This is a genomic window from Halomonas sp. S3-1-1 (genome assembly GCF_023757625.1).
Taxonomy (GTDB): Bacteria; Pseudomonadota; Gammaproteobacteria; order Pseudomonadales; family Halomonadaceae; genus Vreelandella.
Genome location: NZ_JALGBZ010000002.1, coordinates 486,330 through 502,943 on the forward strand (window position 1 = coordinate 486,330; position 16,614 = coordinate 502,943).

Here is a 16,614-nt window from a genome sequence, read left to right on the forward strand (position 1 = left end):
AGGTTGCCTTAATTTAGGCGACCCAAAAGCGCAGGGAATGGACATGCTGTGGAAGCTCAAACCCGCTGGGGCCGCTCGATATGGCGCCGGCGATGCCGATGAGTCGCTCTCGCTATGCGATCTTGAAGCGGCGAAGGTCGCACTTCTATACGAAAAGCTATGGCAGCCCGTTATCAGCAGCCTGGTCGTGGCGGCCTTTACCGCCGCGATCCTATGGTCGGCGCATCCGCCGGTTGCTATCTCGGTTTGGTTATTATCATTTGGCGTCATAACGATTTTGCGGCTGGTATTGGCTCGCTGGTACCAACAGGATGCGGCCAACGCCCATCAAAAAATATGGCTCTACATTTTTAGCGCGGGTTCGCTTGGTTCGGCGGCACTCTGGGGAGCTGCGGGGGGGCTATTTTATTCCCCCGATAATCCCACTCAAACAGCGGCATTAGCGGTCATTGTTTGCGGTATCGCTGCTGGCGGCACGACCACACTGTCGCCGGTCAAGTGGGTCGGGATTGGGTTCATTAGCCTCATTTTGCTGCCACTAGCCGCCGTCTTTTTGTTACAAGCGACGATGCAATCGATACTGATGGGCGTCGTCGTGCTGGTGTTTTTGGCGCTGATGCTAACGACCTGTATTCGGTTTCACCGCATCATTCACGATAACATCGCGTTGAAGGTGAATATCGAGTCGCGCAAAGCGAAGCTGCAGGAGTGTGAAAACCGCTACCGCTCGATCTTCGACCATTCACCGCTGGGGGTGCTGCACTTCGACCGTAATGGAATGATCACCGACTGCAACGAGCAGCTACTTCGGATTTTGGGCGGCACGCGCGAGGACTTCGTCGGCTATCGCATGCTCGACCGCTCGGCGAATCAACAGGTGGCCCAAGGGGTGCGCGACAGCCTCGAGAAGGGCTCGGGCTATTTCGAAGGCACGTTCTATCTGCCCGGCGCTGAGAAGGGCACGCCGCTGCGCGCCATTTTTAACGGCGTGAATTGCGTCAATAATCAGCGAATCGGAGGTATGGCCATCGTCGAGGATTTCACCGAGCGCACTCAACATGAAGCGACTATCTACCGGCAGGCCTACTACGACTCGCTGACCGATCTGCCCAACCGGCGTCTGTTCATCGAACGGCTGATGGCGCTGTGCGAGGAGTCATCGAACCGCAAGCGAACCGGCGTGGTGATGTTTCTGGATCTGGACCGCTTCAAGATGATCAACGATACCTTCGGCCACGCCGCCGGTGACGATCTGCTCATACAGGTCGCCAAGCGCTTGGAGGCCCACCTGGGCGACGACGACATGGCGGCACGGCTAAGTGGCGATGAGTTCGTGATGCTCAAACTGTTCGACTGGCCCTTCGACGATCGGGCCGAAGAGATGGCGAAGGCGTGCATGGAAACATTGAGAGGCAAGCTTGGCGGGTTTTATCATTTGGAGAGCCAGCAGGTGGATGTGACGCCAAGCATGGGCTACACGTGCTTCAATGCCGCCGAGTGCGACCATGCCGAGATCCTCAAGCAGGCCGATATCGCAATGTATCAGGCCAAGGCGCAAGGTCGCGGCCGGCTTTGCCGCTACCGCCCGGAAATGCGCGACCAACTAAAGAAGGCCGCGCTACCTGACCGCGTTACAGCGTTAATTGACCGCTAAGTACCACCCACAGCGCGATGAGCGCGAAGTGGCCAGGATACCAAGCAAGCCAGAGCCGCCTCGGCATGGTTTTAAATACTTGGGGAACGTAGCGGGCACCGCCGGCGGCGAGGATGAGAACGACGATGCAGGTGCCGACGGTGAACGACTTGGACATGTCCGAGGCGTTCATTTGGCCAGCGATCCACAGTACCGGAAACGCGGCCAGCCCCGCCCATAGCCTCGATTTAAGCGCGTTATCAGTGTCGTTGAGCGCGTACATGGCGAACATGAAAAGTGGGATAAGCATCAGGCCGTTATGGCCATACTCCACCCAAAAGCCAAGCAGATACCAAAGCGTTACCGCCACCGCCGCCCCCAGTAGCAGCCAGCCAAACCCGAGTGTTTCTTGACGGTAGTGTTGCCAGCCCTGACGCGCCAACGCCCCGAACGCCAAGCCGCTTGCCAGCGTAAAGCAGACGTTGAGAATGAAGGCGTCGCTGGATCGGGGCATCATCATGTACGGCACCTGGGCGATGAGCCCGATCACCAGTACCCGCCGGGCGTAGCGCAGCGGATTGCGCGTATTGAACAGCCCGTGCCAAGCCACCATGGCCGCGAACAGGGGAAAGGCGATGCGCCCGATGGACGATCCCGCCCAGCCCAGATCCCAGCTGTGCGGCAGCACGTAGCGCACCAGGTGATCGATGGTCATGGTCAAAAGCGCGAGCCACTGCGCCCAAGCCGTCCAGTGTGATAGCGGGCGCTCGGGAGCTATCGCCGCAGGACGCGGCGAAGAAGTCAGGTGGGCGTGGGCGGTGTCGCCGGGAATATGTGCCATAAAACCTCCGTGTTGACATGGCTTGAATGGCTTCAGACTTGAACGGTCGCGTCGAGTTCAAGCCCGATCGCTTTCGCGGTCGGCGCGTTCGCCGCTCTTGCGTATCCGCACGTATCATCCATGCGCTCGATCCGCACGTACGATCCATACGTACTATCTATCCGTACTATACCCCAAAGCTTCCGGGCGTTGCCCCAAAAAGCAAAACCCCGGCGTTTGCCGGGGTTTTGCTTAATGACGAGACGCTTACGAAAAGAGATTACTCGCCGTCGAAGTAGCGCGCGTGGATCTCGTCGTAGGTGCCGTTTTCCTGCAGCGTTGCGAGCGCTTCGTTGAAGCGTTCGGCCAAGTCTTCATCGCGCTGGCGGAAGGCGATACCGAAACCGTCGCCGAAGTACTCCTTGGGCTCGGTGATCTGTTCGCCGACGATGGTGTAGTCGCCTTCGTCGCTTTCGACCAGCGTGGATTGGCCGATCGGGAAGTCGAGGAAAACGATGTCCAGACGCTCGGCGTCCATGTCCAGCACCATGTCATCGGCGGTGGAGTAGCGGCTGATGTCGGCGACGCTGCCGTACTTGTCGGTGACGTAGTTGTCCTGCAGCGTACCGCGCTGAACGCCGATGGTCAGACCGTCGAGCGTCTGCTCGTTGGCCTCACTGATGTCCAGATCGCTTGCCGCGAACCAGGCCGACGGCATGGTGATGTAGGGCTCGGAGAACAGCACCTGCTGGCGGCGCTCGTCGTTGATCGTCATCGACGACATCACGGCGTCGTAGTTGCGCGCCAGTAGGCCGGGAATGATGCCGTCCCACTCCTGCTCGATCCACTCGCAGGTCACGCCGACCTCTTCACACAGCGCGTTGCCCAGCTCGATGTCGAAGCCGGTGAGATCGCCTTCCGGCGTGCGGTACTCCATGGGAACGTAGGGAACGTCCACACCGATACGCACGGTGTCGTAGTCACGTGCTTGGGCCGAGGACGCGGCGGCGACCGCAAGGCCTAACAAAGAGAGCGAAAGCAGTTTTTTCATCATCAAACTCCACTGTCGTGAACGGGTGTATTCAGTGATCCTCTTTAACGTAACCCAAGCAGGGGCGAGCGCAAAGTCGAAAACGCATTAAAAACCAACGTTCGTTTGACGCAGCCGCCGCTTACAGCGACGGCGAGCTCAGGTGCGCTAGTAGCCGCTTTTCCAAAAAGCGGAAAAAGAACAGAATCGCGAAGGTCAGGCAGAGATAGATCAGCGCCACGAACAGAAACGGCTCGAAGGGCGTGTAGAAGCGCGAGTAGACGTAGCGCGCCGCGCCGGTCAAATCCATCAGCGTCACCACGCTTGCGATGGCGCTGGCGTGAAGCATGAAGATCACCTCGTTGCCGTAGGCGGGCAGGGCGCGGCGAAAGGCGCTGGGAATCACGATGCGCCGCATCATCAAGGACTCGGACATGCCGTAGGCCCGCGCCGCCTCGATCTCCCCCTTGGCGGTCGCCTTGATCGCGCCGCGAAAGATCTCCGTGGTGTAAGCCGCCGTGTTGAGCGTGAAGGCGATTAGCGCCGGATAGAAGGCGTCGCGAAAGACCGGCCACAGAAAGCTCTCCTGAATGCCGTCGAAAAACACCACGCCGTAGTAGATGATATAGAGCTGGATCAGAAGCGGCGTACCGCGAAACACGTAGGTGTACGCGTAGATCGGCAGGCTAATCCACTTGCGTTTGGAGCTTCGCAGAATCGCCAGCGGCACCGCCAGCACCAGCCCCACTACCAGCGAAAGAAACACCAGCTGCGTGGTGGTGACAAGCCCTTCCCAGTAGTGGGCCATGGTGGCCGGGGTGAAGATGGCGTTGTCGTCGAGCAGCTCATGATACCAGGTAGAAAGATCGAACATGTCAGTGCTCCCCGAAGCCGATGTCGTAGCGCTTTTGCAGGCGCGCGAAGATCCACTCGGTGACGCTTGCGATGAGCAGGTACGCCACCGCAACGGGAATCAAAAAGACGAAGGGTTCGTGGGTCGCGCGCGAGGCCTCGGCGGCCACGCGCACCATGTCGGTCAGCCCGATCACCGAGACCAGCGCGGTGGTCTTTAAAAGCACCATCCAGTTATTGGAGAGCCCGGGCAGGGCGTGGCGCATCATTTGCGGAAAGCGCACGCGGCGAAAGAGCAGGGCGCTGCCCATGCCGTAGGCCTTGCCCGCCTCGATCTGGCCCGCGTCCACGGCCATGAAGGCGCCGCGAAAGGTCTCGCCCATGTAGGCGCCGAAGATGAACCCAATGGTCAGCACGCCGGCGGCAAAGGCGTTGAAGCTGATATAGATGTCGATATCGTAGTCGTAGAGGAGCACGTCGCTAATGGCGTTGACGCCGATCTGGCCGCCGTAGAACAGCAGCATCATCAGCACCAGATCCGGCACGCCGCGAATCAGCGTGGTATAGACGCCGGCCACGCGCCGCAGAAGCCAGCTGCGCGACATTTTGGCCGTGGCGGTGATCAGCCCCAGTATGATCGCAAGCCCGAGCGAAAGCGCGGCGAGCTCGACGGTGACGAGCGCCCCTTCGAAAAGGCGCGGGCCGTAGCCTTGCAAATCCAGCATGGTCGCCTCGTCGGTCAGTGGTTAGGGGTGAGAAACTGCTTAAGCCGGGGCGAGCGCGGGTTGTCCAGCACCTCAGCGGGCGTGCCGGATTCCTCGATTAGCCCCTCCTGCAGATAGATGACCTGGCTCGAGACGTCGCGGGCAAAGTTCATTTCGTGGGTGACAACGATCATGGTGCGGCCCTCTTTCGCCAGGTCGCGCATGACCTTTAGCACGTCGCCGACAAGCTCCGGGTCCAGCGCCGAGGTCGGCTCGTCGAACAGCATCACGTCCGGGTCCATGGCCAGCGCCCGGGCAATCGCGCCGCGCTGCTGTTGGCCGCCGGACATCTGCGCCGGGTGCGCCTTGGCGCGCGCGGTAAGGCCTACGCGCTCCAACAGCGCGTAGGCGTGTTCGGTAGCTTCCTTTTTCGATTGGCCCAAAACGTGTACGGGGGCTTCGATGATGTTCTCCAGAAGCGTCATGTGCGCCCAGAGGTTGAAGCTTTGAAACACCATCGAAAGCTTCGCCCGCATGGCGACGACCTGCTTTTTATCCGCCGGCTCGCGCCCCTGGCGCGTTTGCTTGAAGCGAATGGGGTCGCCGTGGACGATCAGCTCGCCTTCGTCGGGCTGCTCCAGCAGGTTCATGCAGCGAAGAAAGGTGCTTTTTCCCGAGCCCGAAGCGCCGATCAGGGTGATGACATCCCCCTTGTGGGCTTCGAGTGAAAGTCCCTTGAGAACTTCGGTATCCCCGAAGCGCTTTTTGATATTGCGCACTTCGAGAGGGGTGGGTGTTGTGGCCATATAACCAGGCTCCAGAGCAGAGTTGCCGCTTAAGCGAACGGTGTCGATACGGATATTCGTAGCGGCTGGCGCGAAAAAGGGAGCGATTCTATCAGGCCTTATACCCGATGCGCTCGTTGTTATGCGATTTAATGCGCTGATCCTGGCGGCCTGTGAGCGCCGCCTTCGATCATGTTCAACGGTTTTGCCTAGTGTAGGGCGTTTATGGTCTGGCTGCTTGCGTGGCGACCGGCGTGACCAGCAGCGCCGCCCGCGCGCCGATCTCCACCCGGGCGTTGGGAAACACCACGTGAAGCGGCGTTTCACCGACGATGAAGTCGCCGGCCTCTTCGTCCTGGGCGAGTTTGGTGTGGGGGGAGAAGCGGGTAAAGTTCGCCACGTCTTCGTCAAAGCAGAGCGTAAACGCCTGCGAGCGGCGCATCAGCTCGTGCTCGACCTCGAAAAAGCGCGGAGGCTCGGCGCCTTCTTGTGGCGTTTCGCCGGCGCCGAGCGCCTGAATGAGCTCAAGCATGGGGGTGAGCGATGCCAGATCGTTTTGGCCAAAGGGCGCGTTTTGGCCAAGCTCGAAGGTAAACGCCTGGGCCTGGTGGTAGTGCTTGCTGTAGTGGGAGAACGTGAAGCTCGACTGGTGCTGATGCAGCACCGCCTGCATGTCGGCGCCGGCAAGCCAGGCCCACTGGCGGGCATGGGTGGCCGTTTCGCCAAAGGGCTCGACCACAAAGCGCGGATAGAGGCTTTGGCGGATCGCGGTGTGCAGGTCGTAGTGAAGCCGCGGGCGGCCTTTATAGCGCTCGAAGAAACGATCCACCTCGCGCATCAGCTCGCGAGCCCGGTCGGCCTCTTGGCCTTGTTTTGTCAGGCCGCGCTCGAAAAGCCGGTTCAGGTTGGTCTCTACAAAGCGGGTTTGCGCCTTGAGGGCGGGAATATTGCCCAGTATCACCAGCACCGGCGCCTTGAGGGGCGCGCTACCCGCCTCCAGCGCGCAGAGCCACTGGCCCAGAAGCTCCACCGGTGCGGTTTCGTTGCCGTGAATCGCAGCGGAAAAAACGCAGGCGTGGGCATCGGTGTTTGAGGCGTTCGGGATGAGTTCCAGCACCCCCGGTGCGCCAAGGCGGTAGCGGCCGCTGGCAAAGCGGCCCTCGCGTTTGGCGGGCATGTCGTCATCGAGCGCCCCGTCCAGCCACTGGCTCAGCATGCGCGATTCTCCCTTTTTCGAGATATTCGTTGTTCGAGCTATCTGTTGTTCGAGCTATTTGTTTTCGATCCAGAAGATGTATCACGTTGGGCCGGGCTAAACAAAAAGCCGTGTCGCCAGGCTGTAAAAGGGGCGGGCGTAGGTGTAAGCCAACGCCCGCCTGGCAGCAAAGTCGCATTGAACAGGCATAAAAAAAGCGCCTGCCCTTCGAGGGCAGGCGCTTTTGGACGGCGTGAATTACTCGGCGCGCTGGCGCTGCATCTCGTCCTGGTACTCACCGGCAAGTGAGGTCTTCTGCTGTTCCGGCAGGCCACGACCGGCCAGTTGGAAGACTTCCTGCTCTTCCTCGTCCAGGTGGTGGGTCACCAGGTGCTGAAGCTCCTTGGCGTGCACCAGCCAGTTGCTGGCGCTGTAGTCGGTTTCGTCGAGAAGCTCGATCAGCTCGTCGATCTCGTGGTGCTCGGCGACGCTGTGGCGAGCCTTCTCCTGGGTGAGGTCGATGTCCATCATCGGCATGTACAGCGCGCGCTCTTCGGCGTTGGCGTGGTACTTGAGCTCGGCGCGGATCTGTTGATAGAGCGTATCGCGCTCGCTGCTATCACCGTGGGTTTCTACCAGTTTGGCCAGCAGGTCGCGCTGAATGTCGTGGTCCTTACGAAGCGCTTCGAAAATCGTCATGTAAAACTCCCTTTTTGCTGTGACGGTCGCATTGAAAACTAGTGCGGGATGACCAAAAGCGCAAGAGACAAACGCCGGCAATTCAAGCGACGCCACCGCGACCTTCACTTGGGTTAATTTTCCGCTAGGCTAAAGGGGTGGTTTATCTGTCGACTCAAACGGAGAGAGCAATGACCAAGGTACTGGTACTTTACTATTCCATGTACGGGCACGTGGATACGCTGGCCGCGGCCGTCGCCGAAGGCGCCAGGGAAGTGGAGGGCGTCGAGGTCACGGTCAAGCGCGTGCCGGAAACCATGCCGGAGGAGGCCTACAAAAACGCTGGCGGCAAGCAGGACTTTACCACGCCGGAAGCCAAACCCGACGAACTCGCCGACTATGACGGCGTCATCATCGGCACGCCCACCCGCTTTGGTAACATGGCCGGCCAAATGCGCACCTTTTTTGATCAGACTGGTGGCCTTTGGGCCAACGGCTCGCTGCGTGGCAAGGTGGCGAGCGTGTTCACCTCTACCGGTACCGGCGGCGGCGAGGAGATGACCGTCACCTCCACCTGGACCACGCTTGCCCACCACGGCATGGTGATCGTACCGATCGGCTACGGTATCGAAGAGCAGTTCGATATTTCCGAAGTCAGCGGCGGCAACCCGTATGGCGCGGCCACCCTGGCCGGCGGCGACGGCTCCCGCCAACCCAGCGAGCGCGAACTGAAGCTCGCGCGCTTTCAGGGCAAGCACGTGGCGGGCATTACCGCGAAGCTCGCCCGCTGAGACCATGGGCTAATTGTTTGAAAGCCGCCAGGCGCTACTATAGTGCCCGTTAGCCCCGCAAACCCCACGCCCGTGGGGTTTGCGCGTTTTAGGGCATCCACCTCCAAGGAATCTCGCGTGAGCCGACTCGACAAAGCCCGCAACCTGCACGACTTCGAAGCGCTGGGGCGCCGCCACTTACCGCGCCCGCTATTTGGCTACATCGCCAACAGCGCCGAGGAGGGCCATACCCACGCGGCGAACCGCCGCTGCTTTGATCAACTCGGGCTGATGCCTCAGGCGCTGGTGGATGTGTCGGCCATTTCGCTTGAAACCGAGCTTTTGGGTGATACCTACCGCGCGCCCTTCGGCATCGCGCCGATGGGGATTAGCGCGCTGTCCGCCTACCGGGGCGATATCGTTCAGGCCCGGGCGGCGGCCCGCGAAGGCGTGCCGATGATTCTCAGCGGAAGCTCGCTGATCCCACTGGAAGAGGTGCTGCGGGTGGGGGAGACCGACTGGTTTCAGGCCTACCTGCCCGGCACGTTCGAAGAGATCGAGGCGCTGCTGGCGCGCGTCGAGCGCGCAGGGTACAAAAAGCTCGTGATCACCGTGGACTACCCGGTGCCGCCCAATAGCGACAACAACCGCAAGAGCGGGTTTTCGTCGCCGCTGCGCCCGAGCCTGCGCTTGGCGCTTGATGGCATCACGCGCCCGCGCTGGCTGTTCGGCACCTTTCTACGCACGATCTACCGCCACGGCATGCCGCACTTCGAGAACAACTACGCCACCCGCGGCATCGCGGTGATGTCGAAAAACGTCACCCGCGACTTCTCCGGACGCAGCCATCTGCAGTGGGACTATCTCGAGCGGGTCAGGGCGTTGTGGCCCGGCAAGCTGATCGTCAAGGGTATTCTCAACCCGGCGGATGCGAGGCGGGTCGAGGCGCTGGGTGGCGACGCGGTAATCGTTTCCAACCACGGCGGGCGCCAGCTCGACTACAGCCCGGCCGCGCTCGAGGCGCTGCCTGGGGTGGTCGAAGCGGTCGAGCACATCCCGGTGATGATCGACAGCGGCTTTCGCCGCGGCACCGACGTGATCAAGGCGCTCGCCCTGGGGGCGGCGTTCGTGTTCATCGGCCGGCCGATGAACTACGCTGCCGCCTTCGCCGGCGAGGCCGGGGTGCGCCACGCCTTGAGACTGGTTAAGGAGGAACTGACCCGGGATCTTGCGCTCATGGGCGTGACCGATATCAATTACCTTTGCCGCGAGCACCTGATCGACCGGCGCGTCGACTCCTTTACAGCGCCGGTTTAGCCCGCGATTTTCTCGGCGATCGCGCGGCCCAATGTCTCGGTCGTGCCTTGCCCGCCGACGTCCCGCGTCAAGACCTGCGGATCCCCCTCTTCGAGCACCGCTTCGATGGCGTCGATCACCGCCTTGCCGGCCTCTTCATGGCCCAGATGTTCGAGCATCATCGCGCCGGACCAGATCTGGCCGATCGGGTTGGCGATGCCTTTACCCGCGATGTCCGGGGCACTGCCGTGGACCGGCTCGAACAGGCTCGGGAAATGGCCTTCCGGGTTGATGTTCGCCGAGGGGGCAACGCCGATGGTGCCGGTGCAGGCCGGGCCCAGGTCCGAGAGGATATCGCCGAACAGGTTGCTGCCCACCACCACGTCGAACCAGTCCGGGTGAAGCACGAAGTTGGCGGTCAGGATGTCGATATGGAACTTGTCCACACTGACGTCCGGGTACGCCTTGGCCATCTCGGCGACGCGCTCGTCCCAGTAGGGCATGGTGATCGATATACCGTTGGACTTGGTCGCCGAGGTGAGCTTCTGACGCGGGCGGGTTTTGGCGAGATCAAACGCGTACTTCAGCACGCGGTCGACGCCGGTGCGGCTCATCACGGTTTCCTGAATTACGATTTCGCGCTCGGTGCCTTCGAACATCTTGCCGCCGATGCTCGAGTACTCGCCCTCGGTGTTTTCGCGCACCACGTAGAAATCGATGTCGCCGGGCTTACGGCCGGCCAAGGGGCTCTGGATGCCGGGCATCAGCTTGCAGGGTCGCAGGTTGATGTACTGGTCGAACCGGCGGCGAAACTGCAAAAGCGAGCCCCAAAGCGAAATATGGTCCGGCACTTTCTCCGGCCAGCCGACGGCGCCGTAGAAAAGCGCATCGAAGCCCTTGAGCTGCTCGAACCAGTCGTCCGGCATCATCTGGCCGTGCTCCAAATAGTAGTCGCAGCTGCCGAACTCGAAAGTGGTGAAGTCCAGATCGAGACTGAAGCGCTTCGCTGCGGCCTCGAGCGCGCGAATACCTTCGGGCATGACTTCGGTGCCGATGCCGTCGCCGGCAATCACTGCAATGGTGTGGGCCATGAAGAGCTCCTCGGTGTTGGGATATTTAACCGAGTGTAGCGGCTTTGGCGCGGGAATTAATCGGGCTACACTGCAAGCCATTGTTGCTTTTGAGTGGAGAATACGTGGCCGCTTTTGATGATCTTGCCTTTTTCCAGCACCTGGCCCGAGCCGGTAGCTTGACCGCGGCGGCGCGCACGCTTGGGCTTTCGCTGTCGGCGGTGAGCAAGCGCCTGAAACAGCTCGAAGCCCGCCTGGGCGTGAGCCTGGCCGCACGCACTACCCGGCGGCTGACGCTAACACCAGAAGGCGAGCGCTACCTTGCGCGCGGTTCGCTGATTCTCGAGGAGCTTGCCGAGCTCGAAGGCACGCTCAACGAGGCGCAAGGCCAAACGCTGAACGGGGCGCTGCGAATCAATGCCACCTTCGGTTTTGGCCGCGCCCACGTCGCGCCGCTTTTGTCGGCGTTTTGCCACGCTCACCCCGGCGTGAACGGCTGGCTGGAGTTGACCAACTTTCCCCTGAGCCTGGCCGATCACGGCCTGGATATTGGCATTCGCGTCGGCGAGCCGCCGGATTCACGGCTGATCGCAAGACCGATTCTCGAAAGCCGCCGAGTGCTGTGCGCCGCACCGGGTTACGTCAAGCGCATGCCGGTACTCAACACCCCGCAGGATTTGACCCGCCACGCGTGCCTGGTGGTGCAGGAGAACGACACCGATTTCCCGCTCTGGCGCTTCGAGCCCAAGTGCAAACGCGGCCCGGCGCAGTCGGTGAAGGTGAGCGGGCGGCTTTCGAGCAACGATGCCGAGGTAATCACCAGGCTTGCGCTGGACGGCCATGGCGTCATGCTGCGATCCTGGTGGGACGTGCACGCGCATCTAAAGAGCGGGGCGCTGGTCGCACTCTTGCCCGAATGGTTAGGGGTGCGCGCGGATTTTTACGCGGTGTACCAGGCCAGGCGTCACGTACCCGCCCGGGTGCGCGCGTTCATCGACTTGCTGGCCTGGGAAATGGCCGGGCGCGTGCCGCCGCTACCCTAATTCAGGGGCGTTCAGTCCGCCCCAAAGGTGCTTGGTTGAAGTAGTCGCACAGCAGCTCATAAAGCGCTGGATAGGCCTCGACCAGGTGATCCGGCGCGGTAAAGAAGTACTCGCAGCACACCGCGAAGCACTCGCCGGGGTGGCTGGCGGCGTAGTCGTCGATGGGCGGGGTGAGGCCCTTTTCGAGGCAGGCGTTGAGATCCTCCCAGACGCTCGAGAACACCGCGTGCCAGCGCTTGGCCGAGAGCGAGCGGGGCAGCGGCGGGAAGCCGTCGATATCCATGGAGTTGCCCATGTCGAGCTTGTGGGCGAGCTCGTGGATGAGCACGTTGAAGCCGACGAAGTCGCCGCTTTCGATCAGATCGGCGTAGGCGATGACGACCGGGCCCTGGTAGGAGGTTTCGCCGACGCGCTCGTCGATGCCTTGATGCACCACGCCGAACTCGTCCATCTCTTCTACCTCGCGGGTGAAGCTTTCCGGCAGGATCACGATCTCGTGAACGTTGGCGAAAGCCTCGCGGTGTTCCGCATCGCTCCAGCCAAGCGTGAGCAGGCACGCCTGGCCGGCGATTGCCAGCCGGTCGGCATCGTCAAACGGCGCGTTTGAAAGCTCGGCGTGACGGGTCAGGCGCTTGGTGCGAAGAAACTGCCAAGCCCGCTCGGCCAGAAGCTCGGCCTCCATCGGCGCAAGCGCAGCCAGAAGCGGTGTCTGCTGACGGGCCTTACGCCAGCTATCCGCCGGCGGCGAGGCGGGGGTGCGGGTGAACCAGCGTTTGAACATGGGGCTCTTTAGTGGCGTGCAACTTGCGTATTGTGGCGGAATCGATCAGCTTTCACCAATTCGACCCAAGGCCCATCCGGAACAGGAGAACGTTCATGTGGCAACAGCGTGACATCACCTTGGCGGCGCACCCGCGCGGCTTTCATCTGATCACCGACGAAATTACCCGCGCGCTCGATGACATGCCACCGGTCGAGGCGGGGCTTTTACACGTGTTCATTCAGCACACCTCGGCCTCGCTCACCCTCAATGAAAACGCCGACCCTACGGTGCGCGCGGATTTCGAAAGCCACTTCAACCGCGCGGTGCCGGAAAACGCGCCGTATTACCAGCACGTGTTCGAAGGCAGCGACGACATGCCCGCCCACCTCAAGGCGAGCCTTTTAGGCGCCAGCGTGCAGGTGCCGGTGACGCGCGGGCGATTGAACCTGGGCACCTGGCAGGGGATCTATCTGTGCGAGCATCGCGACCACGGCGGTCGCCGCCGGCTGGTGCTAACGCTTCAGGGCGAGTGACCGCTGCCTTGAAGCGGTTTGAGCACTGAGACGCCTTGGCTGTGCTACGCTTGGCCGTTTTTGTTTCGATTTTTAAAGACCGCTTTTCAAAGACAGCTTCATCAACGTCCACCTTCCTGTCGAACATCTCGAGCGCCATGGTCCCACGTTTTCTTCGTCTGTCTCGCAAGCGCTGGCTGCGCCTTGCCTTTACGCTCAACCTGGCGCTGGTCGCGGGGCTGGTGATCCACCAGGTGTGGCTCTACGCCGGCGAGCCGGAGTTCGAATCACTTCACACGCTGGAGGTGTCGAAGATCCGCACGGCGCTGACCGGGCGCGATCACTACCGTTTCGCGGTGGTGGGCAACATCAATAACTCGGTGAACGTGTTTGGCAAGACGATCGTGCCGAGTCTCAACGAAAGCGGGCTCGACTTCATGGTCTCGGCGGGCAACGCCGTGGCGAGCGGCCAGCAGGAGAGCTACCGGGCGATTTACGAAAGCCTCTCTAAGCTTACGATGCCCTTCGTACTCACCTACGGCGACAACGAAGACAGCGACTTCGGAAGCTACCTGTTCTACGAGTATTTCGGCCCGCACTTCTACGCCTTCGTGGCCGGTGACAGCCACTTCATTTTCCTCGACGGGACGGGCAAATCCTCGACCTCCTGGCAGCTCGACTGGCTCGAGCGCGAGCTTTCCGCCTCGACCGCCGCGCACCGCTTCGTTTTCGTTGGGCTGCCGCTTCACAACGTGATCAGCGAAGCGCCGCTTTTCGAGGCCGATAACTACTTGAACGATCCGCGTCTGAGCGAAGGCATTCAATCGCTTGCCGAGCGCTACCGGGTGGACGCGTTATTTTCGGCCAACCTGTCGCTCTATTCGCACCAGACGCTGGACGGCGTGGATTACGTCACCACCGGCGGCGCCGGCGGTATTTTGATGGATATTCAGGGCAGCTTTCACCACTACGTGGTGGTCGAGGTGGGCAAGGACGGCGTCAAGATCACGCCGGTTCGCCTGAACGTTGACCAGCCCGGCTGGTGGCGGCTGCTGGGCAGTATCGCCTCGACCATCTATGCGTTTTTCTACGTCAGCTATCCGCGCTTTCTGTTGATCGTGGGGCTGTTGACGCTTCTGGCGATGCGCCTTTACCGGCTGATTTTCGAAGAGCGCGACTACTACCCGAACTTCGATCTCGACCCGACCCCCTATCTTGGCAAGCCCCTGCGCGTGGCGATGGTGTCGAACAACTACTTTCCGTTCGTTTCCGGTGTGTCGATCTCCGTCGAGCGGCTGCGCAAAAGCCTGGCAGCGCTTGGCCATCGCGTTACGCTGCTGGTGCCGCGTTACGCCGAGCAGCGCCAGGACGACGACGGCGTGGAGCGCCTGCCCACGCTCATCGCCTTTGGTGAAAAGCGTGAGTTTCGGCTCACCAACCCGTTCAACCGCCGCTTTCGTCAGCGCCTTCGCGCGTTTCGCCCGGACATTATCCACGTTCACCACCCGTTCTGGCTGGGGTCGATGGGGCTCTGGATGGGGCGGCGTTTGAACGTGCCGGTGATCTACACCTACCACACTCGGCTCGAACACTACGCTCACTTCGTGCCGCTGCCTGGGGCGCTGTTTCGCAACCTGATTTCTCACTACCTGATCAAGCGCTTCTCCAACCGCTGCGACGGCGTGATCGTGCCGACCTACTCGGCGGAGGAGTACCTGCGCATGATCGGCGTGAAAACGCCGACGCTGGTGCAGCCCACAGGGATCGACACCCGCCGCTACGCGAAAGCGAACGACGGTGAGGTCGAGGCGCTCAAAGAGCGCTGGAAGATCGACGAAAACGAGCGGGTGTTGATCAGCGTCTCGCGGGTGAGCCGTGAGAAGAACATCGGCTTCATGCTCGACGCGCTGGCGCAGCTTCAAGGCCAGGGCGGCGAGCGGCTAAGGCTTTTGCTGATTGGCGACGGGCCGGACCGGGAGAGCTTGCAGGCGCGCATCGACGAGCTGGCACTGACGGATCGGGTGACGCTTACGGGGGCCGTTGCGCCGGAGGCGATGGCGAGCTACTACCACCTAGGCGATCTGTTCGTGTTCGCCTCGACCTCGGAAACCCAAGGCATGGTGATTCTGGAGGCGATGGCGGCGGGGCTGCCGGTGGTGGCGGTGCGCTCCAGCGGTATCGACGACGTGGTGCGCGACGGCTACAACGGCTTCAAGACGCCGCAAAATCTGCGGGTATGGGGCGAGCGGGTGCTCGAACTTGGTGAGGACGCCGCGCTACGGCGCACCCTTGGCGATCAGGCCAGGACTTTTGCCAGAGATTACGACGTCGAGCGCTTTGCCGACGCAATCACCCACTTCTACGCCCAAACCCTGGCCCAGCATCACACGCCGTCGCGCTGATCCTCACGCGTTGGTTCGTCTTGTGCTGCACGCTGAGCCTTGCGCCGCGCCGCCCGCGCATCGGCGTAGCGCTTCAGGGCGTAAAGAAGCACCGCCCCCAGCGCCAGCCCGCCGAGCGCAAAGGCGACTTCACGCTTGCTGGCGGCGGTCAAAAGCGCGCCGAGCTGGCTGCCCAGCAGAATCACCGCGGCCAGTCCCGGCACGATGCCGATCGTCGAGCCGATCATGTAGTCGCGAAAGCGCAGGTGAAAGGCGCCGGCCAGCATGTTGGTGAGCGGAAACGGCGCCAGCGGCAGCACGTTGATCACGATCATGGTGCGAATGCCGCGCTTGGAGAGATAGCCCGACAGCCCCCGCAGGTGGCGCCCGCCGTAGTCCATCAGCGCGTCGCGCCCCAGCCAGTGACCGATCCAGTAGGAGAGTACCGAAAAGCTCAGCGTGCCGATCGTGGCGTAGAAAAGCCCCCAGGCCGGGCCGAACAAAAGCCCGGTGGCCACCACCAAAAGCGTTAGCGGAAACATCACCAGAAGCGTTGCGTTGTACACCACCAGCACCGCGGCGAACATCCAGGGCGCGTCGCGCCACCGGCTGACGTACTCAATGGCATCGTTGAGCCCCTGGGCGCTCATGTACCCGGAGTGCTGAAGCCAGCGCCAGCCGAAGGCGAGCGTAACAAGCAGGGCGACCAGGCCCAGGCCCTTTAAAAGCGTGCGTGACATCCTGTTGATCACCGGCCGTTTCAAAGAGCGTCAGCATACGCTAGCCGGCCGGTGGGTTGAAGATGGCGCTCATCAAGTTGCGCTTCAACGATAGCCCAGTCCTTCCTGTTATCCACGATGAGCATCTGCATGGATCGCTTTTTGTCCGTCTTAAGACGTTCAATGGCGGCTTACGTCTTGTTCGATCACTGGGTAGAGAAACCGAAGCGCATGATGTCTGTGTCATGCGAGCCTGGGGTTAAGGCCTAATACGATGCTGTGAATAGCCGTCTCACGCTTTAACGATTCAAGCAGTGAGACTAAAGAAATAATGAATTTGCTTGCCATTTTCACTTGGCCATG

At 61.5% G+C, this 16,614-nt stretch carries 16 protein-coding genes; 6 read left to right on the plus strand and 10 right to left on the minus strand.

Translation table 11 applies throughout. The annotated features are described in order from the left end of the window. The first annotated feature begins 43 nt into the window (after positions 1-43). On the plus strand, positions 44-1,654 hold the full coding sequence (locus MQW23_RS07320) for a diguanylate cyclase domain-containing protein (RefSeq protein WP_252107207.1): 1,611 nt from the start codon (positions 44-46) through the stop codon (positions 1,652-1,654). On the opposite strand, the gene MQW23_RS07325 is transcribed toward MQW23_RS07320, so the two are convergent. From MQW23_RS07325 to MQW23_RS07355, 7 genes are all read right to left on the minus strand, one after another. Then, entirely contained in the window at positions 1,632-2,474 is an 843-nt protein-coding gene (locus MQW23_RS07325) for a TraX family protein (RefSeq protein WP_252107208.1), read from the minus strand. The genes MQW23_RS07320 and MQW23_RS07325 overlap by 23 nt on opposite strands. 259 nt (positions 2,475-2,733) lie before the next feature. Then, positions 2,734-3,504, minus strand: a complete 771-nt coding sequence (locus MQW23_RS07330) for a transporter substrate-binding domain-containing protein (RefSeq protein ID WP_252107209.1) — start codon at positions 3,502-3,504, stop codon at positions 2,734-2,736. A gap of 121 nt (positions 3,505-3,625) precedes the next feature. Then, entirely contained in the window at positions 3,626-4,357 is a 732-nt protein-coding gene (locus MQW23_RS07335; protein WP_252107210.1) for an ABC transporter permease, read from the minus strand. Position 4,358: 1 nt separating this feature from the next. Beyond that, positions 4,359-5,060, minus strand: coding sequence for an ABC transporter permease (locus tag MQW23_RS07340; RefSeq protein WP_252107211.1), 702 nt, complete (start codon positions 5,058-5,060; stop codon positions 4,359-4,361). Positions 5,061-5,074: 14 nt separating this feature from the next. Beyond that, positions 5,075-5,845: an ABC transporter ATP-binding protein gene (locus MQW23_RS07345; protein WP_252107212.1), complete on the minus strand. Its 771-nt coding sequence runs from the start codon at positions 5,843-5,845 to the stop codon at positions 5,075-5,077. Positions 5,846-6,047: 202 nt separating this feature from the next. Next, positions 6,048-7,040, minus strand: coding sequence for a succinylglutamate desuccinylase (locus tag MQW23_RS07350; protein WP_252107213.1), 993 nt, complete (start codon positions 7,038-7,040; stop codon positions 6,048-6,050). A gap of 237 nt (positions 7,041-7,277) precedes the next feature. After that, positions 7,278-7,718, minus strand: a complete 441-nt coding sequence (locus MQW23_RS07355; protein ID WP_252107214.1) for a hemerythrin domain-containing protein — start codon at positions 7,716-7,718, stop codon at positions 7,278-7,280. 170 nt (positions 7,719-7,888) lie between these two features. On the opposite strand from MQW23_RS07355, the gene wrbA reads away from it, so the two are divergent. Continuing rightward, the gene (gene wrbA, locus MQW23_RS07360; RefSeq protein ID WP_252107215.1) at positions 7,889-8,488 is read left to right on the plus strand and encodes an NAD(P)H:quinone oxidoreductase; all 600 of its coding nucleotides are present in this window, start codon (positions 7,889-7,891) and stop codon (positions 8,486-8,488) included. 117 nt (positions 8,489-8,605) lie between these two features. Beyond that, the gene (locus MQW23_RS07365; protein WP_252107216.1) at positions 8,606-9,784 is read left to right on the plus strand and encodes an alpha-hydroxy acid oxidase; all 1,179 of its coding nucleotides are present in this window, start codon (positions 8,606-8,608) and stop codon (positions 9,782-9,784) included. On the opposite strand, the gene MQW23_RS07370 is transcribed toward MQW23_RS07365, so the two are convergent. Beyond that, complete coding sequence (locus tag MQW23_RS07370; RefSeq protein WP_252107217.1) at positions 9,781-10,854, minus strand: tartrate dehydrogenase; 1,074 nt, start codon at positions 10,852-10,854, stop codon at positions 9,781-9,783. The genes MQW23_RS07365 and MQW23_RS07370 overlap by 4 nt on opposite strands. Before the next feature lie 104 nt (positions 10,855-10,958). Between MQW23_RS07370 and MQW23_RS07375 the strand changes: the two genes are divergently transcribed. Further along, positions 10,959-11,876, plus strand: coding sequence for a LysR family transcriptional regulator (locus tag MQW23_RS07375; protein WP_252107218.1), 918 nt, complete (start codon positions 10,959-10,961; stop codon positions 11,874-11,876). A 1-nt stretch (position 11,877) separates the two neighbouring features. On the opposite strand, the gene MQW23_RS07380 is transcribed toward MQW23_RS07375, so the two are convergent. Beyond that, positions 11,878-12,657, minus strand: coding sequence for a M90 family metallopeptidase (locus MQW23_RS07380; RefSeq protein WP_252107219.1), 780 nt, complete (start codon positions 12,655-12,657; stop codon positions 11,878-11,880). A gap of 95 nt (positions 12,658-12,752) precedes the next feature. On the opposite strand from MQW23_RS07380, the gene MQW23_RS07385 reads away from it, so the two are divergent. Both MQW23_RS07385 and MQW23_RS07390 read left to right on the plus strand, forming a co-directional pair. Then, the gene (locus MQW23_RS07385) at positions 12,753-13,172 is read left to right on the plus strand and encodes a secondary thiamine-phosphate synthase enzyme YjbQ (protein WP_252107220.1); all 420 of its coding nucleotides are present in this window, start codon (positions 12,753-12,755) and stop codon (positions 13,170-13,172) included. A 137-nt stretch (positions 13,173-13,309) separates the two neighbouring features. Next, the gene (locus tag MQW23_RS07390; RefSeq protein ID WP_252107221.1) at positions 13,310-15,553 is read left to right on the plus strand and encodes a glycosyltransferase; all 2,244 of its coding nucleotides are present in this window, start codon (positions 13,310-13,312) and stop codon (positions 15,551-15,553) included. Here the strand turns inward: MQW23_RS07390 and MQW23_RS07395 are convergent. Further along, positions 15,535-16,272 (minus strand): TVP38/TMEM64 family protein, encoded by a 738-nt coding sequence (locus MQW23_RS07395; RefSeq protein ID WP_252107222.1) that lies wholly within the window; start codon positions 16,270-16,272, stop codon positions 15,535-15,537. The genes MQW23_RS07390 and MQW23_RS07395 overlap by 19 nt on opposite strands. Positions 16,273-16,614: the final 342 nt, after the last annotated feature.